The organism is Bacillus sp. ISL-34 (assembly GCF_018613325.1).
GTDB lineage: Bacteria > Bacillota > Bacilli > Bacillales > DSM-1321 > Peribacillus.
In genome coordinates this window covers 247345-271428 of the sequence record NZ_JAGGQJ010000005.1, presented here as the reverse complement: position 1 = coordinate 271428, position 24084 = coordinate 247345, and the positions used below count along the sequence as shown (strand labels likewise).

General features: G+C 40.4%; 23 protein-coding genes and 1 rRNA gene. 13 read left to right on the top strand and 11 right to left on the bottom strand.

The genetic code is table 11. From position 1 onward, the window contains the following. The 10 genes from J7E52_RS07345 to dnaA form a co-directional block, all read right to left on the bottom strand. Positions 1–108, bottom strand: a 16S ribosomal RNA gene (locus tag J7E52_RS07345); the annotation flags it as partial. Between the two features lie 326 nt (positions 109–434). Then, on the bottom strand, positions 435–617 hold the full coding sequence (locus tag J7E52_RS26850; RefSeq protein ID WP_286197538.1) for a hypothetical protein: 183 nt from the start codon (positions 615–617) through the stop codon (positions 435–437). An 8-nt stretch (positions 618–625) separates the two neighbouring features. Next, complete coding sequence (locus J7E52_RS07340; protein WP_286197537.1) at positions 626–1141, bottom strand: hypothetical protein; 516 nt, start codon at positions 1139–1141, stop codon at positions 626–628. Between the two features lie 224 nt (positions 1142–1365). Continuing rightward, entirely contained in the window at positions 1366–3915 is a 2550-nt protein-coding gene (gene gyrA / locus J7E52_RS07335; protein WP_214744511.1) for a DNA gyrase subunit A, read from the bottom strand. A gap of 88 nt (positions 3916–4003) precedes the next feature. Then, on the bottom strand, positions 4004–5929 hold the full coding sequence (gene gyrB / locus J7E52_RS07330) for a DNA topoisomerase (ATP-hydrolyzing) subunit B (RefSeq protein ID WP_214744554.1): 1926 nt from the start codon (positions 5927–5929) through the stop codon (positions 4004–4006). A 75-nt stretch (positions 5930–6004) separates the two neighbouring features. Continuing rightward, a complete protein-coding gene (gene remB, locus J7E52_RS07325) occupies positions 6005–6268 on the bottom strand; it encodes an extracellular matrix regulator RemB (protein ID WP_214744509.1) in 264 nt (87 codons plus the stop codon). Between the two features lie 12 nt (positions 6269–6280). Next, a complete protein-coding gene (gene recF / locus J7E52_RS07320) occupies positions 6281–7399 on the bottom strand; it encodes a DNA replication/repair protein RecF (protein WP_214744507.1) in 1119 nt (372 codons plus the stop codon). A gap of 21 nt (positions 7400–7420) precedes the next feature. Beyond that, entirely contained in the window at positions 7421–7633 is a 213-nt protein-coding gene (gene yaaA, locus J7E52_RS07315; protein WP_034316192.1) for a S4 domain-containing protein YaaA, read from the bottom strand. Positions 7634–7852: 219 nt separating this feature from the next. Continuing rightward, positions 7853–8989, bottom strand: a complete 1137-nt coding sequence (gene dnaN / locus J7E52_RS07310; RefSeq protein WP_061440298.1) for a DNA polymerase III subunit beta — start codon at positions 8987–8989, stop codon at positions 7853–7855. A gap of 192 nt (positions 8990–9181) precedes the next feature. Next, positions 9182–10531 carry a chromosomal replication initiator protein DnaA gene (gene dnaA, locus J7E52_RS07305; RefSeq protein ID WP_214744505.1) on the bottom strand — a complete coding sequence of 450 codons (1350 nt, stop codon included), beginning with the start codon at positions 10529–10531 and terminating at the stop codon, positions 9182–9184. Between the two features lie 930 nt (positions 10532–11461). On the opposite strand from dnaA, the gene rpmH reads away from it, so the two are divergent. The 11 genes from rpmH to J7E52_RS07250 all read left to right on the top strand — a co-directional run bounded on the left by rpmH (position 11462) and on the right by J7E52_RS07250 (position 21845). Then, positions 11462–11596, top strand: coding sequence for a 50S ribosomal protein L34 (gene rpmH, locus J7E52_RS07300; protein ID WP_034316183.1), 135 nt, complete (start codon positions 11462–11464; stop codon positions 11594–11596). 80 nt (positions 11597–11676) lie between these two features. Beyond that, positions 11677–12033, top strand: a complete 357-nt coding sequence (rnpA, locus tag J7E52_RS07295) for a ribonuclease P protein component (RefSeq protein ID WP_063234313.1) — start codon at positions 11677–11679, stop codon at positions 12031–12033. Between the two features lie 175 nt (positions 12034–12208). Beyond that, positions 12209–12997, top strand: coding sequence for a YidC family membrane integrase SpoIIIJ (gene spoIIIJ / locus J7E52_RS07290; RefSeq protein WP_063234312.1), 789 nt, complete (start codon positions 12209–12211; stop codon positions 12995–12997). Next, positions 12994–13614 (top strand): RNA-binding cell elongation regulator Jag/EloR, encoded by a 621-nt coding sequence (jag, locus tag J7E52_RS07285; protein WP_214744503.1) that lies wholly within the window; start codon positions 12994–12996, stop codon positions 13612–13614. Before spoIIIJ ends, jag begins: the two co-directional genes overlap by 4 nt. Positions 13615–13959: 345 nt before the next feature. Then, the gene (mnmE, locus tag J7E52_RS07280) at positions 13960–15345 is read left to right on the top strand and encodes a tRNA uridine-5-carboxymethylaminomethyl(34) synthesis GTPase MnmE (RefSeq protein WP_214744501.1); all 1386 of its coding nucleotides are present in this window, start codon (positions 13960–13962) and stop codon (positions 15343–15345) included. A gap of 21 nt (positions 15346–15366) precedes the next feature. Further along, on the top strand, positions 15367–17253 hold the full coding sequence (mnmG, locus tag J7E52_RS07275) for a tRNA uridine-5-carboxymethylaminomethyl(34) synthesis enzyme MnmG (RefSeq protein ID WP_214744499.1): 1887 nt from the start codon (positions 15367–15369) through the stop codon (positions 17251–17253). A 30-nt stretch (positions 17254–17283) separates the two neighbouring features. Continuing rightward, entirely contained in the window at positions 17284–18000 is a 717-nt protein-coding gene (gene rsmG / locus J7E52_RS07270; RefSeq protein ID WP_214744497.1) for a 16S rRNA (guanine(527)-N(7))-methyltransferase RsmG, read from the top strand. 355 nt (positions 18001–18355) lie between these two features. Beyond that, positions 18356–19216: a nucleoid occlusion protein gene (gene noc / locus J7E52_RS07265; RefSeq protein ID WP_214744495.1), complete on the top strand. Its 861-nt coding sequence runs from the start codon at positions 18356–18358 to the stop codon at positions 19214–19216. Between the two features lie 259 nt (positions 19217–19475). Further along, positions 19476–20237: a ParA family protein gene (locus tag J7E52_RS07260; RefSeq protein WP_034316249.1), complete on the top strand. Its 762-nt coding sequence runs from the start codon at positions 19476–19478 to the stop codon at positions 20235–20237. After that, a complete protein-coding gene (locus J7E52_RS07255; RefSeq protein WP_214744493.1) occupies positions 20230–21090 on the top strand; it encodes a ParB/RepB/Spo0J family partition protein in 861 nt (286 codons plus the stop codon). The genes J7E52_RS07260 and J7E52_RS07255 overlap by 8 nt, the downstream gene beginning before the upstream one ends. 53 nt (positions 21091–21143) lie before the next feature. After that, positions 21144–21845, top strand: a complete 702-nt coding sequence (locus J7E52_RS07250) for a DUF554 domain-containing protein (RefSeq protein ID WP_214744491.1) — start codon at positions 21144–21146, stop codon at positions 21843–21845. Positions 21846–21899: 54 nt separating this feature from the next. Here the strand turns inward: J7E52_RS07250 and yyaC are convergent, their stop codons facing one another. Beyond that, a complete protein-coding gene (gene yyaC / locus J7E52_RS07245; protein ID WP_214744489.1) occupies positions 21900–22535 on the bottom strand; it encodes a spore protease YyaC in 636 nt (211 codons plus the stop codon). Positions 22536–22926: 391 nt separating this feature from the next. On the opposite strand from yyaC, the gene J7E52_RS07240 reads away from it, so the two are divergent. Both J7E52_RS07240 and J7E52_RS07235 read left to right on the top strand, forming a co-directional pair. Then, positions 22927–23763 (top strand): mechanosensitive ion channel family protein, encoded by an 837-nt coding sequence (locus J7E52_RS07240; protein ID WP_214744487.1) that lies wholly within the window; start codon positions 22927–22929, stop codon positions 23761–23763. A 20-nt stretch (positions 23764–23783) separates the two neighbouring features. Continuing rightward, positions 23784–23981 carry a DUF951 domain-containing protein gene (locus J7E52_RS07235; RefSeq protein ID WP_034316158.1) on the top strand — a complete coding sequence of 66 codons (198 nt, stop codon included), beginning with the start codon at positions 23784–23786 and terminating at the stop codon, positions 23979–23981. Positions 23982–24084 lie beyond the last annotated feature (103 nt).

The following is a 24084-nucleotide window of genomic DNA, read 5'->3' as shown; positions in this document are numbered from 1 at the left end:
CAGTCCTCTGCTAATCTCAGGGAGCAAGCTCCCATCGATTCGCTCGACTTGCATGTATTAGGCACGCCGCCAGCGTTCGTCCTGAGCCAGGATCAAACTCTCCGAAGAAATGTTTGACTTGCTCATTTGCTTTTTTGATAGTGTGTGCTCACTTAAAATTTAACGTTGGCGCTTTGTTTTGTTCAGTTTTCAAAGAGCAATTTATGTCGTTCGTTTGGAAACGACTTTAATAATATATCAACTATATTATTTTTTGTCAACAACTTTATTCTTTCGCTGTCGACTTAGTTATTATATCTAGTATCAGGAATAAAAGCAATAGTTATTTTAAAATAAATTATTTACATGAAGTCATAGAGTTAAAATACTATGACTGCACCCCTGATCAAGAAGAAAAGGCTTACCTTTTTGGGAGTAAACTTTTTCCTTGAACATTATAGTATTTCCTCTATATATAATTCCCGGTTAATCCCTAAATTGATAATTTGCTCACTATCCATCACCTTTATGACCGGTCTTGTTTGCGAGCCGGCACCAATAAAAATGATTTCAGCAATGAATCCATTGTTCAGTTTGACCCTGCTTCCTATGGAAAAATTAGCGAAGCTTGATAACAATGTTTTAACTACCCCAATATCAAATTCACCAAAATCATCATGTAAAATATTTCTAATACCTTAAACGGTGATTGTTTCTCTCTATATGCCCTTTCGGAAGTCATGGCGTGAAATACATCTGCAACAGAGTGGTACAGCATCAAAATGTTTCCTGGTTCCTCTAAAGCCTTGTCCATGAGGGGAATCATGATTGAACGAACCATGACCACCTCGACTTTACTGCCCGCCTGCCAATTTTTAAATAATCGTTTATATGTTTGTACTGACTTAAGATACAAATCCGTAAAATCAGATGACTCTTCCATTTCATCCAATTCTTGATCTATTGATTCTTTCGGCAGAAATTTCTTTCCATCAATCAAAGTTTCATCAACGCTTACCTCTGTTATTAAAATGGCTTGCAAAGCTTCAATTAATCGTGTGGTCAATATTGTTTTTTCATACATTATGGGGCGTTTTGAAAGACCTCTACTCTCTTTTGAGAGGATGCAGCCTTCGATTAAATAGCGAGTTTTCACTAGCAAAACGTTTCACCTCGGAAGTATTTTGAGTATCTTTTTTACTTAAAAAACATGGTGAAAACTATCTTTATTATGTAAATACCTAAAAAAATCAATTTATTAGCAAGATTATCCGAAAGAGGTAAGTCTTTTAGCCCATATATGAACACTCTTGATATCATTTTGAATTTCAGCTTATGCGCAAAAAAAGACCCAGCTTAATTGCTGGGTCCTTTTTTATGAAAAGATTATTCTTCCGTATCTTTTTCAGTTTCTTCATTTTCTTCAATCTCAGTAGGTTCAGGATCAGAATCCGGATCTAGAGTCGTGACGGTTTCTATTTCCATTTCTTCTTCTTCTTCTTCTCTTCCTACGATGGCTACCGTCGAAACATATTCATTATCTGCTGATTCGAGTCGGATGAGCTTAACACCCTGTGTATTACGGCCCGTTTTAGAGATGCCTTCGACTTCCATTCGGATCAATACACCAGCTGCTGTGATCAGCATCAAATCTTCATCTTCACCCGTAACAGTTTTCACGGCTATAAGTTCACCATTTTTCTCAGTGACATTACATGTTTTTATTCCTTTGCCTCCACGGCTTTGAATACGGTACTCTTCCGCAGAGGTCCGTTTTCCATACCCGTTTTTCGTAACGATCAGGACTTCTTCATCGTCTTCAAGAATTTCCATGCCGACCACTTCATCATTCGACCTTAAGGAAATCCCTTTCACTCCGGCTGCAGTACGTCCCATTGTCCGTACATCCGTCTCAGGGAAACGAATCATCATCCCGGATTTCGTTCCAATTATGATCTGTTTCTCCCCATTCGTAAGACGGACAGAAATCAATTCATCATCTTCACGTAAACCAAGAGCAATTAAACCATTATTACGGATATTTGCAAAAGATGACAAAGGTGTACGCTTCGATATCCCATGTCTGGTCGTAAAGAATAAATACCAATCGTCAGCAAATTCCTTCACCGGTATGATTGCATTGACCCACTCGCCTTTATCGACTTCCAACAAGTTGATAAGCGGCAATCCTTTTGCCGTTCTACCATATTCAGGTATTTCATAACCTTTGGAACGATAGACTTTACCTTTGTTGGTGAAGAATAATAGAGTGTCATGAGTCGAAGTGGTCAACAAGTGACCGACAAAGTCATCTGTATTCGTTCCCATACCCTGTATTCCGCGCCCCCCGCGTTTTTGACTGCGGTACGTGGTTGCAGGCAAGCGTTTAATATAACCGTTATGCGTAAGTGTCACGATTATATTTTCCTCAGGGATTAAATCCTCATCTTCCAGGCTTTCAAAGCCGGCTAATGTGATTTCTGTTCTCCGTTTATCGTCAAAACGTTCTTTAATTTCAAGAAGCTCTTCACGAATAATTTCAAGAACCTTTTCCTCATCAGCAAGAATCGCTTTATATTCTGCAATTATAGCCATTAATGCCTGATATTCATCTTCAATTTTTTCACGTTCCAGACCAGTCAATCGCTGTAAACGCATATCCAGGATAGCTTGCGCCTGTTTTTCGGAAAGTGAGAATTGTGTCATTAAGCCTTCACGGGCAATTTCTGTCGTTTGGGACCCGCGGATCAACGTAATGACCGCGTCCAAATTATCAAGTGCAATGCGTAAACCTTCTAAAATATGGGCACGGGCTTCCGCTTTCCGTAATTCAAATTCAGTCCTGCGCCGGATGACTACCTGCTGATGCTCCAAGTAGTAGTGCAGGCATTGTTTTAAATTCAGCACTTTAGGTTGACCGTCCACCAAAGCAAGCAGATTGATTCCGAAGGTGGTCTGCATCGCGGTATGTTTATACAGGTTGTTTAAAAGAACATTTGCGTTAACATCCTTGCGGAGCTCCATGACAATACGCATGCCATTGCGGTCGGACTCATCCCGTAAATCGGTAATGCCTTCGATTTTCTTATCTCGAGCAAGTTCTGCAATTTTTTCAATCAATCTCGCTTTATTCACTTGATAAGGGATTTCCTTAACAAGGATTACCTGTTTTCCATTGGGTTTCTCTTCAATCTCGACTTTCGCCCGTTGAATGATTGACCCTTTTCCGGTTTCATAGGCCTTCCTGATTCCGCTTCGGCCTAAAATTAAACCGGCTGTCGGAAAGTCCGGGCCAGGAATATATTCCATCAACTCTGGAATTGTAATCTCAGGATTCTTGCTCAAAGCCAATACGCCGTCAATTACCTCACCTAACTGATGTGGCGGAATATTGGTTGCCATCCCTACTGCTATACCTGATGAACCATTCACTAACAAGTTCGGGAAACGTGCAGGCATAACGGCTGGTTCTCTTTCTGAACCATCGTAGTTATCCTGGAAATTAACCGTATCTTTATTTAAATCGCGAAGTAACTCCATCGAGATTTTCGACATTCTCGCTTCTGTGTACCTCATTGCGGCAGCTTGGTCACCATCGACTGAACCGAAATTCCCATGGCCATCTACAAGCATATAGCGATAGTTAAAAGGCTGCGCCATCCGTACCATCGTTTCATATACAGCTGAATCACCATGCGGGTGATATTTACCGATTACTTCCCCGACAATACGTGCTGATTTTTTAAATGGTTTATCCGAAGTCATTCCAAGATCATTCATTGCATAAAGAATTCTTCGGTGTACCGGTTTTAAACCGTCCCTTACATCAGGCAAAGCCCGCGACACGATAACACTCATCGCATAATCCAAAAACGATGTCCGCATCTCGGTACTTATATTTATTTCTTTTACACCTGATCTTTCATTTTCTGACATGGAGCCAACCTCCTATTAAAAGCATATAAAATTTAACTGTTCGTGCACTATGTAAAGAACAGGATGTAAAAAGCATCCTGTCAAAAAATCAGATATCAAGATTTTTTACATAAATTGCATTTTCTTCAATGAAGTTACGTCGCGGTTCGACCTTGTCGCCCATCAGCATCTCGAAAGTTTCATCTGCCTCGGCAGCATCTTTCAAACTGACTTGAAGCAGCGTTCTCGTTTCAGGGTTCATGGTCGTTTCCCACAATTGCTCCGGATTCATTTCCCCCAGCCCTTTATAACGCTGCAGATTAGGCTTTGGAGTACTTGGCATACTCGCCATGATTTCTTCAAGCTCACGGTCATTATAGGCATAATCGACTTTTTTCCCTTGCTGAATCTTGAAAAGTGGTGGCTGAGCAATATATATATATCCATACTCGATAATTTTTCGCATATAACGGTAGAAGAATGTCAACATCAGCGTTCTGATATGGGCGCCATCGACATCCGCATCGGTCATGATAACAATTTTATGGTATCTGGCTTTTTCAATATTGAATTCATCACCAATGCCTGTTCCAAGTGCTGTGATGATCGTACCTATTTCTTCATTATGCAGGATTCTGTCCAATCGCGCTTTTTCGACATTCAGGATTTTACCCCTTAGCGGCAAAATGGCCTGGAAATGGCGGTCCCGTCCTTGTTTAGCCGAGCCTCCCGCCGAGTTTCCTTCAACGATGTACAACTCGCTGATAGCCGGATCCTTCGATGAACAATCTGCCAATTTCCCCGGTAGATTGGATACTTCCAAAGCACTTTTCCTTCGGGTCAATTCACGTGCTTTCTTCGCTGCCATACGGGCTCTAGCCGCCATTTGCCCTTTATCTACAATTTTCCGGGCCACTGCAGGATTTTCATATAAGAAGGAATCAAGCCGTTCCGAAAGAATGGAATCAGTAACCGTTCTTACTTCAGAGTTTCCGAGTTTGGTTTTCGTCTGACCTTCAAATTGTGGTTCAGGATGCTTAATCGAAATGATTGCCGTTAAACCTTCCCGGACATCTTCACCTGAGAAATTGGCATCCGCTTCTTTTAAAAGACCATTTTTCCGTGCATAATCATTGATGACACGGGTCAAAGCAGTCTTGAACCCAGATTCATGCGTCCCGCCTTCATAGGTATGAATATTATTGGCAAAAGAAAAGACATTACTGATATAGCTGTCATTATATTGCAGAGCTAATTCAACAGAGATTCCATCTTTCTCGCCTTCCATGAAAATCGGTTCCTCATGCAAAACCTCTTTTGAACGGTTCAAATGCTCGACATAAGATTTGATACCGCCCTCATAGTGGTATTCCCTGATTTTCTCTTCTTCTTCACGTTTATCTTCAATGATCAGTTTTAAGCCTTTATTCAGGAACGCAAGCTCACGGATACGGGTTGCTAATGTATCGAAATCATATTCCAAGGATTCCGTGAAGATTTCACCATCAGGAACGAAGTGTACAGTCGTACCGGTATGATCGGTTTCCCCGATAATTTTCAAATCTTCTTTAGGGACCCCCCGGTTAAATTGCTGATAATGGATTTTACCTTCACGATGAACGTAAACTTCCAACACCGTGGATAAGGCATTAACTACTGAAGCCCCCACACCATGCAGACCACCGGAGACCTTATAACCTCCGCCGCCAAATTTTCCGCCCGCATGAAGGACCGTCATGATTACTTCTACAGCCGGGCGTCCCATTTTTTCGTGGATGCCCACTGGAATTCCCCGACCATTATCGACTACGGTTATGCTATTGTCTTCTTCGATCGTCACTTTGATTTCCGTACAGAAACCAGCTAGTGCCTCATCAATACTATTATCGACAATTTCCCAAACAAGATGGTGAAGTCCTTTTGCAGAGGTAGTGCCGATATACATCCCCGGGCGTTTACGAACTGCTTCTAAGCCTTCTAAAACCTGTATCTGATTCTCATCGTATGCCTGAGCTTGTACTTCTTTTTGTTCCATTGTCATACGTATCACCTACACTTTTCTTTTGGCATTTATCAATTTTTAGGAGTAATAATAACGTTTAGCTACAATTCAAAGAACATCTATATCATCGATTAAGAGCGATGGCTGAAGTGAACGCTTTTTCAAAGTGGACGACGCAAGCGGTGAGTAATATACCTGTTTGTCCGTCACTACAATCGATTTAACCGAGTTTTTTGCTAAATGGTAAGTTACATCAGACTTTTTCTCCAAAAATTCACTCATGATTGGAGAGGCCTGAAGCAGCTTCTTATCTAAAATGGCTATGACATCATCCGTTTTCACAAGAATGTCTTCACCAATGTGGAGATACATACATTCACCTCATCATTTAACCTTTTTTATACTGCCTTGACTAACATAAAAGGTGGACGCTTCTCTTAGGGTTTGATGATCGATTCCATCAACGGAGGGTGTCGTCACGAATGTTTGCACTTTCCCTTGTATCGTATTCAGTAAATGGGATTGACGGAAATCGTCAAGTTCCGATAACACATCATCCAATAATAAAATGGGATACTCGCCGATTTCTTCATGGATCAGCTCAATTTCGGCAAGTTTCAAAGACAGGGCCGTCGTACGCTGTTGTCCTTGTGAACCATATGTCTGGACATCACGGTCATTCACAAAAAAAACCAGGTCGTCACGATGAGGACCTACCAGTGTTACACCCCGTTCAATTTCCCTTGTTTTTATTTTATCAAATTTTTCTGTGTATACTTCTATCATTTTCGTCAAATCCATAGATTCTGATACATCAAGCGACGGTTTATATTGGATTTTCAATACTTCTAGATTTCTGGAGATCCCCGAATGAATCGGCTCTGCCCATTGCTGGAGCTTTAAAAGAAACTCGTATCTTCTTTCGACAATTTTCGCTGCATACTGAATAAATTGATCGGTCAGCACGTCAAGCATCGTCGTATCCGTTTGTTTCCGGGTCTGCAGAAGCTTTAAGTAATGATTTCTTTGTTGAAGTATTTTATGATATTGGCTCATATCATGAAGGTATACGGGAGAAACCTGGCCAATTTCCATATCTATAAAACGGCGTCTGACTAGAGGACTTCCCTTTACAAGGTTAAGATCCTCAGGCGCAAACATGACCACATTCATATTTCCGACATATTGACTCAGCTTTCTTTGTTCAATATGGTTGCACTTCGCCTTTTTCCCTTTTTTTGAAATGGTCAGCTCAAGTGGTATTGAGGTATTTCTCTTTCTAACTCTTCCCTCTATTTTAGCATACTCTTCATCCCAGCGAATAAGTTCTTTATCATTTGAGGTCCGATGAGATTTTGCCATTGCTAAAACAAAAATGGATTCCATGACATTTGTTTTTCCTTGAGCATTTTCGCCGAGGATTACATTGACTTTATTCTCAAAAGTCACATTCAATTCGGTATAGTTGCGGTAATTTTTCAAACTTATATTTTCAATATACATATTCCGCTCTTCCCTTATGTTTTAGCTTGTAATTGTGTAGGTGCCAAATCCAGGAATTTCTATTTTATCACCTGATCTTAATTTCCTGCCTCTTCTCACGTCTAATTCGCCATTAATGTAAACCTCGTATTCACTCAAGAACCATTTCGCCATTCCGCCGCTTTGGATTAAATCGGCCAATTTCAAGAATTGTCCAAGCGTAATATATTCAGTATTGATTTTTATGGAGTCCATTTCATGCTTCACTCATTTCTAAGTAGTCTTTAATATTTCATTTTACTAAATTAATCCCATTAAGACAAAGTATAGCTTTTTCAGTTCTTGTTTTTGACGATTCAGAGTTCCGTACAGCATTAAAAAACGCTAAAAACCCTTTGGAAACCTATATTTAAATATAAAAAAATTAAAGACCTGCTATACAAGCCTTTAATTTTTTTGAAATATTATTTTAGCTTAATAAGTCCTTACCGGGAGTATTAATTGCAGCATGGAATCATCATGTAGCGGACGAATGACAAACGGACGCATTGCACCAGTGAAATTAATTTTTATATCGGAACCTTCCAATGCCTTTAGAGCATCCATTACAAATTTGGCACTGAATGAGATCTTCAGGTCTTCACCTTCAATGGCTTCTGCCTGAACCTCTTCAATTACTTTACCAATTTCAGGAGTATTGGAAGAGACTTCGATTATACGGCCTTCCAGGGTTGTCAATTTGACGACATTATTTCTTCCTTCTCTCGCCAATAAAGAAGCCCTGTCGATCGCTTGAAGAAAATCCTTGGTGTGAACAGTTACATCGGTTTTGCTATCTGATGGAATCAAGCGTGATGTATCAGGATAATTCCCTTCAAGCAATCTTGAGAAGAATAATAAATTCTCAGCTTTGAAAAGTACTTGGTTTTCGGTAATGACGATTTCAATGAGTTCGTTTGTATCATCAAGGATTTTACTTAACTCATTCAGACTTTTACCTGGGATGACAACGCTATAGGTCCCGGTAATTTTATTTTCTATTTTGGCTGTTCTCATTGCAAGCCTATGACTATCTGTTGCAATACAGGTCAATTCGTCATCTTGAACCTTCAAGTTTACACCTGTTAAGATGGGGCGTGTTTCTGACGTGGACACCGCAAAGCCAGTTTGTCTGATAAGGGTCTTTAAAAGGTCGGTTGGAAGTTTGAAAATATTTTCTTCTTCAATGATCGGAAGATGTGGATATTCCTCAGGATCCAGTCCATTTAGATTGAATTCAGCTTTACCAGAGCGAATAATCGTTTGAAAGTTGTTCTCCACTTCAATTTCTACAGTATCCATCGGCAGCTTTTTGACAATTTCACTGAAAAAACGGGCATTCAGGACAATACCACCGCTGCTTTTAACTTCAACAATCTCATCTCCATCAACCTCAGCCGGAATGAATGATTGGATGGAGATATCTGAATCACTTCCTGTTAGAGTGACACCTTCACTTGTAACGCTTATTTTTATCCCCGTTAGAATCGGAATCGTCGTCCTTGATGTGACTGCTTTCATTACTTCTTGGACACTATGAACTAATCGATCTCTTTGGATTATAAATCTCATGTTTCATCCTCCAATTTTTTTATTGCCGAATAGGCATATTTATTAATAATTTTTATTAAAAAGATAGTAGTAATAGTAGTAGGGCCTGTTGATATGTGGATAAGTCCACTCAACCTAAGGAAAAACAGTCTATCCACATGTGGATAGACTGTTTGTAAGTAGTCGTCAGTTATTCACATTATCCAGAATCTATTATACCCTCAGCTGGTCCTGGATTTCTTTAACCTGACGCTGGAGCTGGGTGTCCGTTTGCATGAGTTTGGAGATTTTTTCATGCGCATGGATAACGGTCGTATGATCGCGACCTCCAAATTCATCACCTATCTTGGGCAGGGATGAGTCCGTTAACTCCCGCGAAAGATACATGGCAATCTGTCTTGGAAAGGCTACGGATTTAGTCCGTTTTTTCGCCTTGAAATCCTCAAGTTTGACACTATAATGTTCACCGACCGTCTTCTGGATTTCCAAGATGGTGATTATTTTAGGTTTTGAGCTAGGGATGATGTCTTTTAATGCTTCAGCTGCCAAATCGGCATTTATATCTTTATTAATCAATGAAGAATAGGCGACGACACGAATAAGTGCACCCTCAAGCTCACGAATATTGGAATCGATTTGGTTGGCGATATAGAGCATGACTTCATTCGGGATATCAAGACCCTCAGCTTTTGCCTTTTTACGCAATATGGCAATCCGCGTTTCTAGATCAGGAGGTGTGATATCCGTGATCAAGCCCCACTCAAACCTTGAACGGAGGCGATCCTCCAGTGTAGGTATCTCTTTTGGCGGGCGGTCACTCGAGATGACGATCTGTTTGCTTTCTTCATGCAGCGCATTGAATGTATGGAAAAACTCTTCTTGAGTTTGTTCTTTTCCCGCAAGAAATTGAATATCATCAATTAATAAAACATCCACGCTTCGATATCTATCACGGAATTCCCCAGCTTTATTGTCCCGGATCGAGTTGATGAATTCATTCGTGAACTTTTCAGACGATAAATAAACGACCTTCGCATTCGGGTTATGCTCTAGAACATAATGCCCGATTGCATGCATTAAATGAGTTTTCCCAAGGCCGACGCCCCCGTATATGAATAAGGGATTATAGGCTTTGGCCGGAGCTTCTGCGACAGCGAGAGACGCGGCATGGGCAAAACGATTGCCGGAGCCGATGACAAATGTATCGAATGTATTTTTCGCATTCAGCATATGCTGTGGAAATGCAGCATGCTCTTTATCCTGCTTTTTTGTCTTTTTAGGCTGAACAGGAACGGTAAAATCATCATCTTCTTGATTGGGGGGAATGATGAATTTTGCTTCCAATTCCTCACCGGTAAGTTCAAACAATACATCGGAAATAAGATGGGAATAGCGTTCTTCAAGCCAATCCCTGGCAAATTCATTGGGAGCGGTGACTGTTAATGTATCACCCTGCAGTAAATAAGCCTTGGTTGATTTAAGCCAAGTCTCAAAGCTTGGTTTACTGATTTTTTTTTCGATTTTTCCGAGCGCCTGGTTCCAGAGGCTATCGATGTTATCCAAACTTATCCCTCCTTTGCAAAATATTTTTAATAATTGTATCTAAATGTATAGGCACAAATAAACTCATCGATTGCCGTCTTTATATTAATTTTGACAGCAAAGGTTCGGTGAGCTGTATAAGGGATTTTTGTGTTGTGTAATATGAAGTGCCTAAAAACTATATCTTGCGCTGTACAACCTTTGTACAGACTACATCTGGTGAACCAGTGTAGATTTGAATGTTTATTCATCAACAGGTATTTTAAGAAATATATAATAAAGAAGAAAAAAGGGTTTTCGACAATATCCACCATCTGTGGACAGATTAATATACACAGGTTGGATAAACTATCCACAAGTTATACACAGTCTGTGGATAAACGTTACCTGTTGATAAAGTTATTCAGAGTGAAAACACAAATATAATATCAGAAATTCAGGCGTCTTGCAATGGGTTAGAAAACTTTATCCACAACTTACCGAGCTTGTGGGAAAAACTTTTCCACAGGCCATTGTTATGTGCAAAAGTCTATAAATTGGGATGTGGATAGAAAAAAACATGTCGAATTTTATCCACAGACCGTGATTATAGGCTCGAACCAATTTGATTTGAACCAAGTTGTTCAAGGCGGAAGGCCTGCATGGAGACCGAATGCTGATTCAGGTTCATTCTTATTATTTGTCGAATGTTGTGTCGATCAAGGGTGGAGTCATTGCGAATCTCATATTTGTGCTCATGGATAAAATGATCGAAATTTCCTTTCCCCAAAAATTTCTATATCAGTTCGGAGCAAAATCATTTACAATAGGCTAGGTAGTAAAAAAAGGCCAACTGGACATTGAGCATTAAAAAAGAAATATTTTTATGGATGAGGTTGACAAGTAGAAACCTCCATCTATATAATTGTAAAGACTGTCTTTAACTGTTATTCCTCAGGGAGGTGTCATATAATGAAAAGAACTTATCAACCGAATAACCGCAAACATAGTAAAGTTCACGGTTTCCGTGCACGTATGAGCACGAAAAACGGACGTAGAGTAATCGCTGCACGTCGCCGTAAGGGCAGAAAAGTATTATCTGCATAGACCACTGAAAAGTCTCAGTGGTCTTTTTTCGCAAAATAAGGGATTTACTGAGACTCAATTCATGTAATGAAGGTGTAAAAATGAAAAAAAAGTTAAGGATTAAGAAAGAGGACGAATTTCAGCTTGTGTTTAAAAAAGGTGAATCTTCTGCTAATCGGCAATTCGTTGTCTATGTCCTTGAAAAGCCGGGTCAGGATTATTTTCGGATCGGCCTTTCAGTCAGTAAAAAAATCGGGAACGCCGTTGTAAGGAACCAAATCAAAAGATACATACGGCAAGCGTTTTTGGAATTGAAAGAAGATATAGAAGAGGGTAAGGATTATATTGTGATTGCTCGAAAACCAGCGGCGGAGATGGACTTTTTCCAGGTGAAAAGCAGCTTGATCCATGTCCTGAAACGTTCTAAATCACTAAACTTTAAAATGAAAAAACAATAAAGTCCCCTTAATATCGAATGAGCACTCCTCAGATCATGTGGTTACTTGAGAAAGATGACATAGAAAATTCCGATTGTAGCTGTGGAAAAAGTGGATTACTTTTCCTTGAAATCTTCTATCAAACAGTTCACAATTGTTTCAAAAAAGATTGATTGCAGTTAGGAGGAAATTACGGTTGAAAAAACGAATATTACTCATTATTGGACTAGCCTCGATAATGATGTTGTTGGCAGGGTGTACGGAAATTAAAGAACCTATTACTGCGGATAGTGAAGGTTTTTGGAATTCATACATTGTCTATCCATTATCAGCCCTGATCATTTGGCTTTCTGAAGCATTTGGCGAGAACTATGGTTTGGGAATCATCGGTGTTACGCTAATCATTCGCTTAGCATTACTTCCATTAATGATCAAACAGGTGAAAAGCTCGAAAGCAATGCAGGCCATTCAGCCTGAAATGAAAGAACTTCAAGCAAAATACAGCTCAAAAGATGCTGCCACACAACAAAAACTACAGCAAGAAACAATGGCTCTATTTTCAAAATATAATGTGAATCCATTGGCGGGATGTTTGCCGATATTGGTACAAATGCCGATTTTGATCGGATTTTACCATGCAATCAGCCGTACGGAAGAAATTGCTTTACATAGTTTTCTTTGGTTTGATTTAGGTTCCCCGGATCCTTATTATATTTTACCCGTCGTTGCAGGTATCACGACTTTTATCCAGCAAAAGATGTCCATGGTTGGAATGAACTCCAATCCACAAATGGCGGCACAAATGACGATGATGCTTTACATCATGCCAATCATGATTGTTGTTTTTGCTATTAATTTCCCTGCTGCTCTTTCTCTTTACTGGGTAGTTGGTAACCTTTTTGGTATCGTTCAAACATATTTCATCAAAGGTCCGGATCTTAGAAAAGCAGCTGCGGAAAACGCGGGAGGGGCAAAGAAAAAGTGAAAAAAGTAACTGCTACAGGACAATCTGTCGAAGAAGCAGTAAATTTAGCTTTAGCTCAACTGAACAGCACTAAGGATCGCGTAGAGATTGAAATAGAAGATGAAGGAAAAAAAGGATTTTTTGGTTTATTCGGTGCAAGGAAGGCAATCGTCCATGTGACATTACCTGCCGATCCCATTGAAGAGACACTTGGATTTTTGAAGAAAGTCAGTGTCGAAATGGGAGTCCATGCAAAAATTGATGTCACCCGTAAAGGTAAGAACGTAACATTCCATTTATCAGGTGATAAAATTGCATTATTGATTGGAAAAAGGGGTCAAACACTGAATTCCCTTCAGTATTTGGCGCAGCTGGTTGCAAATCGATATTCGAAGCAGTATTTGAATATTACCGTAGATGCAGAGGATTATCGAAACCGCCGCAATGACACTTTAATCCAATTGGCTGAAAGAATGGCAAATAAAGCCGTGAAAACAGGTAAAGCTGTTTCACTGGAGCCGATGCCATCCTATGAACGTAAGGTCATCCATAATGCTCTTTTGGATTATCCAAAAATAAAAACGACTTCTAGTGGGACGGAACCTTATCGCCACTTGGTCATTACTCCACTTAAATGAACCTTCTGCTTTTAAGCAGGGGTTCTTTTTTTTTGGTCATGGTATCGTTGTTTGTCGAATATTTTTTTACAAAGGATCAATTCAACAATAAGTGACATATTTCTTTTTATTTTTTTGATCCGTAAAGGGAATGGAAGAAAGGAAAGCAGGCGACATTTGTTATTCACATGTGGATAAGCTAAAATGGATGTTACAGAATATGGATTAGTGGCATGTGGATAACTCTTGAGAGGAAGGAGTATCTACTTTTTTTCATCTATATACTGTGGTATTGTAGTAATTTAGGGATTCGACGATTTTATTATCAGAAAAAAATAGAAACATCAATATATAAGAGGTGAAAGCATGGAATTCGATACAATCACCGCTATCTCTACTCCCTTAGGGGAAGGGGCAATCGCCATCGTTAGAATCAGCGGTGATGAGGCCATAGAAATAGCCGATGGGATCTTTAAAGGACCGGGTGGAAAAGGATTGCTTGATGTGAAATCACACACGATTCATTATGGCCACCTTATCCAGCCTAAAACAGGTGAAATCATAGAGGAAGTCATGGTTTCGGTCATGATGGGTCCAAAGACATTTACAAGAGAAGATGTAGTTGAAATAAATTGTCACGGTGGAATCGTTTCGGTCAATCGGGTATTGCAGCTTATTCTCTCACAAGGTGCTCGTTTAGCGGAACCTGGTGAATTTACGAAACGGGCTTTTTTGAATGGCAGGATCGATCTTTCTCAAGCTGAGGCCGTTATGGATTTAATCCGCGCTAAAACGGATAAAGCGATGAATGTTGCATTAGGTCAAATGGAAGGCCGGCTTTCGAAATTAATCCAAAACCTGCGTCAAGAAATTTTACAGACCCTCGCTCAAGTCGAGGTAAATATAGATTATCCGGAATATGATGATGTCGAAGAAATGACGCATCGTTTATTTTTGGAAAAGGGCAGTTATGTGAAGAATGAAATAGAGAAGCTGCTTCACACGGCCCAACAGGGGAAAATACTTCGGGATGGGCTTGCGACGGTTATCATAGGGCGGCCTAATGTCGGAAAATCTTCTTTGCTTAACAGCTTAGTTCATGAAAATAAAGCGATTGTCACTGATATTCCAGGTACAACACGTGACGTGATTGAAGAGTATGTCAATGTTCGCGGTGTACCGCTTAAACTTGTCGATACAGCAGGAATTCGCGAAACGGAAGATATCGTTGAACGAATTGGAGTTGAACGGTCTCGTGCAGTATTAAAAGAGGCTGACTTAATATTGCTTGTATTGAACTATTCCGATGATTTCACGGCTGAAGACGAGAAACTGTTTCAAGCGGTTGAGGGTATGGATGTTATCGTTATCATCAATAAAACCGACCTTCCACAAAAAATCGATATGGCAAAGGTTAAGGAAAAGGCGGCATCCCATAAAGTTGTTTCCACTTCATTACTGGAGGATCGAGGGGTCGATGAATTGGAAGAAGCCATCGCTTCTTTATTTTTCGAAGGTTCTTTAGAAACGGGAGACCTGACCTATGTTTCCAATGCCAGGCATATAGCTTTGCTGGGACAGGCATTACAGTCTATCGAAGACGCAATCGAAGCCATTGAAATGGGTACGCCGGTTGATTTGGTTCAAATCGATTTCACGAAGGCATGGGAGATCCTTGGAGAAATCATTGGCGAAAGCGTTCAGGATAATTTGATCAATCAATTGTTCTCTCAATTTTGTTTAGGAAAATAAGCGTAAAAGGAGGAAAAGGAAATGCAATACGAAGCAGGTAGCTATGATGTCATTGTTATTGGTGCCGGTCATGCTGGCAGTGAGGCAGGCCTTGCAGCTGCAAGAGTCGGAGCTAACACGCTGATGATCACCATTAACTTGGATATGGTCGCCTTTATGCCATGCAATCCCTCCGTTGGCGGGCCGGCAAAAGGGATAGTCGTTAGGGAAATTGACGCTTTAGGCGGTGAAATGGGAAAAAATATCGATAAGACCCATATTCAAATGAGGATGCTCAATACGGCTAAAGGTCCGGCTGTTCGTGCGTTGCGGGCGCAGGCAGATAAATTTCTCTATCAACAAGAAATGAAAAAGACGATAGAAGACCAAGAAAATTTGACATTGATTCAAGGAATGGTAGAGGAATTAATTGTTGAAAACGACGTATGTACGGGTGTCATCACTAAAACAGGCGCGGTATACCGTGCGAAAACTGTCGTAATCACGACGGGAACATATTTACGCGGTGAAATCATTTTAGGGGAATTGAAATATTCAAGCGGCCCTAATAATCAGCAGCCTTCCATCAGGCTTTCTGAACATTTAGAGCAGTTAGGATTTGACTTGGTCCGTTTTAAAACAGGAACGCCGCCACGTGTGAGTAGCTCTTCCATAGATTACAGCAAAACGGAAATTCAGCCTGGCGATGAAGTGCCACGTGCATTTTCTTATGAAACAACAAAGTTCATAACGGATCAATTGCCATGCTGGTTAACGTACACGAATGAGGGGACACATCAGCTCATTGATGAGAATCTACACCGTTCGCCAATGTATTCCGGAATGATAAAAGGAACTGGACCGCGTTATTGCCCATCGATAGAAGATAAAGTCGTTCGCTTTAATGATAAACCACGGCATCAAATTTTCCTGGAACCTGAAGGCCGCAATACAAAGGAAGTATATGTGCAAGGTTTATCCACCAGTCTGCCTGAAGATGTACAAGTGAAAATCCTGCAAACAATTCCAGGACTTGAAAAAGCGGAAATGATGCGTGCTGGCTATGCAATTGAATATGATGCCATCGTTCCTACGCAGCTATGGCCTACACTTGAAACGAAGAAAATCAAAAATCTGTATACTGCTGGCCAAATTAACGGGACATCCGGCTACGAGGAAGCAGCAGGACAAGGATTGATGGCAGGTATTAATGCGGGATTGAATGCAATGGGTAAAAAAGAACTGATTTTAAGCCGTTCGGATGCCTATATTGGTGTTCTCATTGACGACCTCGTAACGAAAGGCACGAATGAACCATACCGTTTGCTGACTTCACGTGCAGAATATCGTTTATTATTGCGTCATGATAATGCCGATTTACGCTTAACGGAAATTGGATTCAATATCGGGATGATCAAAGAAGAACGCTACAATCGTTTCCTTGTGAAAAAAGAAGCGGTTGAAATGGAAAAAGAACGACTCAAATCAAACTTCATCAAACCGACCAAAGAGGTACAAGAAGTCATTACTGCAAGTGGCGGAAGTGAGTTGAAGGATGGAATCCGTGCCTCCGATTTATTGAAACGGCCTGAAATGGATTATTCCCATATTCAGAAGTTGGCGCCAAGTGATGTCGAACTGAGCGATGAAGTGACGGAACAGGTCGAAATCCAGATCAAGTATGAAGGATATATCGAAAAATCCTTGCAGCAAGTCGATCGCCTGAAAAAAATGGAGAATAAAAAGATTCCAGAGAATATCGATTATGATGCAATTTCTGGTCTTGCAACGGAAGCACGTCAAAAATTAAAGCAGGTCCACCCGCTATCAGTAGCTCAGGCTTCAAGAATTTCCGGTGTGAATCCCGCTGATGTTTCCATTTTGCTTGTATATTTGGAACAAGGTAAGATTGCCAGAGTATCTCAGTAAAGGAAATACCCGAAAAGGATTGAAGCAAACATGAATATTGAACAGTTCCAACAAGCACTGCTGGAGAAAGGGATCGAGCTTTCTCCTCAACAGCTTGATCAGTTTGACACTTATTATCGATTATTGGTGGAATGGAATGAAAAGATGAACTTAACAGCCATCACTGATAAAGATGAAGTTTATCTTAAGCATTTTTATGATTCAATCAGTGCAGCCTTCTATTTTGACTTTAATAAATCGTATCGAATTTGCGATGTTGGGGCTGGAGCTGGATTTCCGAGTATTCCATTGAAGATTTGTTTCCCTGATATCCACGTCTCGATTGTGGATTCCTTGAATAAGCGAATTTCTTTTTTGAATCACCTTGCGGATTCCTTGCAATTAAAGGGAGTTTCCTTCTATCATGACCGGGCTGAAACCTTCGCCCAAAAACCGGAGCATCGCGAATCCTATGATATTGTCATGGCAAGGGCAGTAGCCAGGATGTCTGTTTTAAGTGAACTATGTTTGCCGCTTGTTAAACCGGATGGGACGTTCATTGCCATGAAAGCGGCTAGTGCACAAGATGAAATGGACACAGGGAAGAAGGCGATTTTTACGTTAGGCGGAGAAATCGAAGAAATTCATCCTTTCACATTGCCAGAGGAAAATAGTGAAAGAAACATCATTACTGTAAAAAAAGTGAAGAGGACTCCTAAAAAATACCCGAGAAAACCAGGGACACCAAATAAACAGCCTATTGAATGACCTCTGCATGAGGAGTATGTTTTCATAGTAAGCGTAGATGATCCAAATATATGGCTGGTACTTGCCCTTATTTTCTTTTACTATAAATGTATGACCTTATTATTTTCACTCAATACTGCATTTGCCAACAAGAAGGCATTTTTGTGCTGGCTGATTCAGGGAAATAATTCTTGGGCATACCGGCCGATATTTTAATAACTGGCCGTCCATTCCTCATTATTGCCTTGATGGCGCCAGTCGACATGTTTTTTACAGTGAAGGGCCATATGTATAACCATGTCGGGAAATGTATGCAGGACTTGTCCTTTAAATAGAGAATATGTTATTTGGGAGTTTTAAAAGGTGGTGTAGGAAGATGAAGCATCCTTTTTCGCGGTTCTTTGGGTTTGGCGAAAAAGAAGAAGAGCAACTAGAGATGGAGACACCTAGCAATAATAATGAAGAAATAAGAAAAATTTCCATTTCTGATATTGTGCCTAATCGATTTCAACCAAGGACCGTTTTTAATGACGATAAAATTGCTGAATTGGCTCAAACGATTCATACACATGGGATCATTCAACCAATTGTAGTAAGGGCTTATGGTCAGGGAAAATATGAAATCATTGCAGGCGAGCGTCGTTTCCGGGCCATGCAAAAGCTTGGCTGGGAATTGGCACCTGCTATAATCAAAGATTTCACAGATACAGAAACGGCTTCCGTTGCGCTGATAGAAAACCTTCAGCGTGAAGAACTGACACCGATTGAAGAAGCTTTGGCTTACGGAAAACTATTGGAACTGCATAGTTTAACCCAAGAAGCACTGGCACAAAGACTGGGAATAGGTCAATCTACCGTGGCGAATAAGCTTCGGCTGCTTAAGCTGCCACAGGAGGTTCAGGATGCACTTCTTCAAAAGCAAATTACGGAACGCCATGCCCGCTCGTTGATACCGTTAAAGAGTCCTGAAAAGCAGCTTAAACTGCTTTTGGAAATCATCGAAAAAGGGTTGAACGTCAAGCAGACCGAAGAGCAGGTCGTCAAGCTCCTATCGGGTACTGTGCAGAAGCCGAAACCTAAGAGAAAAGCGTTTAGTAAAGACATGAGGATTGCCGTGAATACCATACGCCAATCACTCAATATGGTTACAGACAATGGAATAAATTTGGATGCAGAGGAAGAAGAATTCGAGGAGTATTATCAGTTCACGATAAAAATACCCAAGAAAAAAACTTGATTCCCTATCCTTAGCCCGCTTGGTAGTCTCCGATTACCAAGCTTTTTTATTTTCTCTCCAAAACTTGTATTTTCCACCTTGAAAACATTCAACTTTCCCCGAATTTATAATGCTTTTAGATATATTTCAAATTTTAAGAGGAATTTCAGAAAACGATTTCTTCCAGTAACATTCATGATAAAATAGAAAGAAATAAATGGATTTACGGTAAAAATCAATAGATATAGCGTGATGAAGATAGTTGAAAGCAGGTGAATTCGTGGGTAAGATTCTCGCCATTGCAAATCAAAAGGGCGGTGTTGGAAAAACGACAACTTCTGTCAGTCTAAGTGCTTGTCTTGCATATATAGGACAGAAAGTCTTAATGGTCGATATTGATCCGCAGGGAAATGCGACAAGCGGTGCAGGTATTGACAAAGCGGATGTGGAACAATGTATTTATGATGTATTGGTTGATGATGTCGAGGCCAGTACCGTTATCATGGAAACAAAGGTAGAAAACCTATATGCCATACCTGCGACAATTCAACTAGCAGGTGCAGAAATTGAACTTGTTCCGACCATCTCAAGGGAAGTCCGATTAAAAAGGGCATTAGAAGAGGTGCAAAGCCAATATGATTACATTGTGATTGACTGCCCTCCATCATTGGGTTTGCTTACGCTTAATGCCTTAACGGCTGCGGATGCCGTTTTGATTCCGGTACAATGTGAATATTATGCATTGGAGGGTTTGAGTCAACTGTTGAATACGGTCCGCCTCGTCCAAAAGCATTTGAACCATGATTTGAAAATCGAGGGTGTGCTCTTGACGATGTTGGATGCAAGAACAAATCTAGGTCTCCAGGTCATAGAAGAAGTCAAAAAATACTTTCAGGATAAAGTCTATCAAACCATCATTCCCCGCAATGTCCGTTTGAGTGAAGCACCGAGCCATGGAGAACCGATAATTATATATGATCCAAAGTCACGTGGGGCGGAGGTCTATCTAGAACTGGCAAAGGAAGTGGTATCAAATGGCTAAAGGACTTGGCAAAGGACTTAACGCACTTTTCAACAGTGGGGAGATCAGTAAAGATGAAATCGTGCGCGAAATCAAAGTAAGGGAATTAAGGCCAAATCCTTATCAGCCCCGAAAGAATTTTCGGCTTGAAGCTATAGAGGAATTAAAGCAATCCATCATGGAACACGGGATCTTACAGCCGATTATTGCCCGGGAAAGCATTAAGGGATATGAAATCGTGGCTGGGGAAAGGCGTTATCGTGCCGCAAAGGAAGCTGGTTTAAAGACAGTTCCGGTCGTTGTGAGGAAATTGAACGAACAGCAGATGATGGAACTGGCGATTTTGGAAAACCTGCAACGGGAGGATTTGAATCCGATCGAGGAAGCTATCGCTTATCAAACACTTCTTGAAAAATTGGAATTCACCCAAGAGCAGTTGGCCAATCGGCTGGGTAAAAGCCGGCCCCATATAGCAAACCATGTTAGATTACTATCTTTGCCTGAAGGGATTAGGAGATATATCTCCGACGGGGAAATTTCCATGGGGCATGGCCGGGCATTGCTAGGTTTAAAGAAAAAAGAGATGCTTAAGCCGGTAGTGGATAAAATCCTCAAAGAAGGTATGAATGTCAGACAGCTAGAGCAATATATACATCAATTGAATGATACCGTTTCACGTGAAACCAAACCTAAGAAACAAGAGAAAAAAGATATATTCATAAAGCAGCGCGAGACAAGCCTGCGTGAAAGACTAGGAACGAGCGTAACGATAAAACAAAGCAAGAAAAAAGGAAAAATAGAAATAGAATTCTTTTCAAAAGAAGATTTAGAGAGAATTTTGAACTTGATCGATCAAGAGAACCTCTCCTCTTAGATCCCCTTTATGAAAAGACCATGACGACATATGCAGAAAATTAGGTGGATGAGATGGTATTATTAGGGGCTTTGGTGAATGGTGCCTGCATTTTAATCGGTTCGATTTTAGGAAGGTTTTTACAACATATACCTGAAAAGATAAAAGAAACGGTCATGAGCGGTATCGGTTTGGCCGTCATGGTCTTAGGTTTGCAGATGGGGTTTAAAAGCGATAATTTCCTTGTTGTCATTTTAAGTATTGTCGGAGGGGCTGTCCTGGGTGAATGGATGAATCTTGAGGCTAGGCTCAATTCTTTAGGCAATTGGCTTGAACGCAGGATGAAAGCGAAGGAAGGAACTTCGATATCTCAGGGGTTTGTAACGGCTACGCTCATATTTGGCATTGGGGCGATGGCCATTATCGGTGCCCTGGATAGCGGTATCCGGAATGATCATGACGTTTTGATAACAAAAGCGATCATCGATGGATTTACAGCATTGGTCCTCGCCAGCACGCTTGGCATAGGTGTACTTTTTTCAGCATTTCCGATCATTCTTTATGAGGGGTTCATAGCGATTTTTTCAAGGCAGATCAATACGATGATCCCAACTGCTTTAATGGATTCCTTCATATTGGAAATGACGGCAACTGGGGGAGTCATGATTTTGGCAATTGGCTTGAATATTATCGGTGTCACCAAAATAAGGGTGGCGAATCTGCTTCCAGGGATAATGATCACCGCCATTTTGGTTACTTTCATGTATTATGTATAAAAAAGAAGGAAGGGGATGATCCCTTCCTTCTTTTTTATAATAAGCAAAAACCGATCAAAGGGTTTTTTCTTGCTTGAATGACCATGTGAAAGGAGTGATGGAAGGTTTTATTGGATAATGATTTTGTGCTTCATAAATCCCCTCGGCAATGGTTTTGGCCATTTTCAGCACAAGATTAAGACGCGTATTCTGCAAGACCATGAACTCCATGAATCCACTCACATTCACGATTCCTGTAATATGGGCATTTCCAACTGAAGGAAGATCTTTATTGACACCAGCGCCTGGCTTCACTGGTCCCTGACCGATTTGAACGATGCCGACGCTTTTCATTTTCCCTAAGCAAGCATCGATTCCGACTATAAAGGGATTGGCATGAATCTTTTTAATTTCATTTAATTTTTCCTGTAAATTCATCGCATGTATAGGGTCATCCAGAGTTCCATAAACATGGAATGAAGAAGTGCTGTTTTCAGCTTTCTCACTAAGCAGAGTGCCGACAAGTGGTCCGAGTGAATCGCCTGTGGAACGGTCTGTGCCTATACAGACGATGACGATTGGCTGAAGCTTTCCGGTAGGTAGGAGGTTGATCAATTCCTGGGAAATTTGTTTGGATGCATCCGTATCTTCATGCAGGATGCGACTCAATCTATTTTTGTTATTATTAAATAGACTAGAATTCAGATTCATCGGCTCAACTCCTTTACTTTATTTGGTATTACAGTATACGGATAAAAGGGGGAAAATATACGGTATTTAACATTATGGATGAGGGAATTTTTTGTAGAACATGCAAACAGGTGAAGGGGATATGAATCGACTTCATCCTCTACCAATTGCTTTTATTTATACTTTCTAGTAAATAATTACTTGAATATCTGGGTAAAAACTTCTAATTATTTTACCTATATACCCATAATTTTTTTGTACAGAAACCATTATTTATTGATAAAATAGAGAAAATCTCTCTAATTCATGGTTATCTCAATTCATGAAGGGTAGAGGAATAAGTCTTTATGGGAAAAAATCATATAGAAGATATAATAGTTTTACAGTTATTTGCATTAAGCAGGAGGAAAATATGGATCGCATTTATGATAACGTTACAAAAGAGATAATGGATGAAAAGATATGGCTGCTGATGGGAGAGGGCATTATTAAAATCTTCCTTGTTCTGTTGTTATCGCGTATTATTATTACAATAGGAAAGACTATTCTGAATAAATTTTTCAAAGCACGTTTAAGAAGTCCGATTCGGGTATCGGAGCGCAGGGAAGCGACACTCATTAAATTGCTGGAAAATATCATCACCTATGTCATCAATTTCATTGCCTTGTTGATGATTCTGGAGATTTTTGGACTTCACGTAATGCCATTACTCGCTGGTGCTGGTGTTCTCGGTTTGGCGATTGGGTTTGGTGCCCAAAGTTTGGTCAAGGATATAATTACTGGGTTTTTTGTAATTTTTGAAGATCATTTCTCGGTTGGCGATTATATTAAAATCAATACATTTGAAGGGGAAGTCATTGAAATCGGACTTCGTACTACAAAAATTAAAAGCGGTGCAGGTGAATTGCACTTCATACCCAACGGAAGCATCGTCCAGGTCACGAATTATTCCATTTTAAACAGTATGGCTGTTATTGATGTGACCATACCTAACGATGGATCGGCCGAGCGTGCCGAGAAGGTGCTGATCGATCTTTTAAACAGTATGGAAGGCAAATACGAAGCCTTGGTCAAAGCACCTGAATTTTTGGGAATTGAAAAAATCAGTCCTGAAGAAATCGTCTTTCGGATTAAAGCGGAAACAAAGCCGATGCATCACATCGAAATCAGCAGGATATTAAGAAAAGAAATAAGTGCTGCGCTTGATTCAAGTGGGATAAAATCTACGTACAATGGCAGCGAGTCATAGGAGTTAGGGGGCTCATGGTTATGGAAGAAAAGGAATTTGCACTAAAGGATATTGTGGAAATGAAGAAACCGCATCCCTGTGGAGTGAACAAGTGGAGAATCATACGGCTCGGTATGGATATCCGGATAAAATGTGAAGGGTGCGGTCATAGCGTGATGCTGCCCCGACGTGAATTCGCGAAGAAAATGAAAAAAGTTCTGCAAAAGCATGAGGAGTGATCATGCTTTTTTTTTGGAGTGAAAGTAATCCTACGTTTCTCATGATTTACTTGTCTTTTTAGGAAGCGAAATCTATAATTGGGAAAGGTTTAGGTAATTGGAG

Excerpts from the sequence above, each read along its gene's own strand:
- rpmH (WP_034316183.1), top strand. The coding sequence starts at position 11,462 with ATGAAAAGAACTTATCAACCGAATAACCGCAAACATAGTAAAGTTCAC.
- noc (WP_214744495.1), top strand. The coding sequence starts at position 18,356 with ATGAAGCATCCTTTTTCGCGGTTCTTTGGGTTTGGCGAAAAAGAAGAA.
- mnmG (WP_214744499.1), top strand. The coding sequence starts at position 15,367 with ATGCAATACGAAGCAGGTAGCTATGATGTCATTGTTATTGGTGCCGGT.
- J7E52_RS07235 (WP_034316158.1), top strand. The coding sequence starts at position 23,784 with ATGGAAGAAAAGGAATTTGCACTAAAGGATATTGTGGAAATGAAGAAA.
- yaaA (WP_034316192.1), bottom strand. The coding sequence starts at position 7,633 with ATGGACTCCATAAAAATCAATACTGAATATATTACGCTTGGACAATTC.
- J7E52_RS07255 (WP_214744493.1), top strand. The coding sequence starts at position 20,230 with ATGGCTAAAGGACTTGGCAAAGGACTTAACGCACTTTTCAACAGTGGG.
- gyrB (WP_214744554.1), bottom strand. The coding sequence starts at position 5,929 with ATGGAACAAAAAGAAGTACAAGCTCAGGCATACGATGAGAATCAGATA.
- rnpA (WP_063234313.1), top strand. The coding sequence starts at position 11,677 with ATGAAAAAAAAGTTAAGGATTAAGAAAGAGGACGAATTTCAGCTTGTG.
- J7E52_RS07250 (WP_214744491.1), top strand. The coding sequence starts at position 21,144 with ATGGTATTATTAGGGGCTTTGGTGAATGGTGCCTGCATTTTAATCGGT.
- mnmE (WP_214744501.1), top strand. The coding sequence starts at position 13,960 with ATGGAATTCGATACAATCACCGCTATCTCTACTCCCTTAGGGGAAGGG.
- remB (WP_214744509.1), bottom strand. The coding sequence starts at position 6,268 with ATGTATCTCCACATTGGTGAAGACATTCTTGTGAAAACGGATGATGTC.
- recF (WP_214744507.1), bottom strand. The coding sequence starts at position 7,399 with ATGTATATTGAAAATATAAGTTTGAAAAATTACCGCAACTATACCGAA.
- gyrA (WP_214744511.1), bottom strand. The coding sequence starts at position 3,915 with ATGTCAGAAAATGAAAGATCAGGTGTAAAAGAAATAAATATAAGTACC.
- J7E52_RS07240 (WP_214744487.1), top strand. The coding sequence starts at position 22,927 with ATGGATCGCATTTATGATAACGTTACAAAAGAGATAATGGATGAAAAG.
- yyaC (WP_214744489.1), bottom strand. The coding sequence starts at position 22,535 with ATGAATCTGAATTCTAGTCTATTTAATAATAACAAAAATAGATTGAGT.
- dnaN (WP_061440298.1), bottom strand. The coding sequence starts at position 8,989 with ATGAGATTTATAATCCAAAGAGATCGATTAGTTCATAGTGTCCAAGAA.
- rsmG (WP_214744497.1), top strand. The coding sequence starts at position 17,284 with ATGAATATTGAACAGTTCCAACAAGCACTGCTGGAGAAAGGGATCGAG.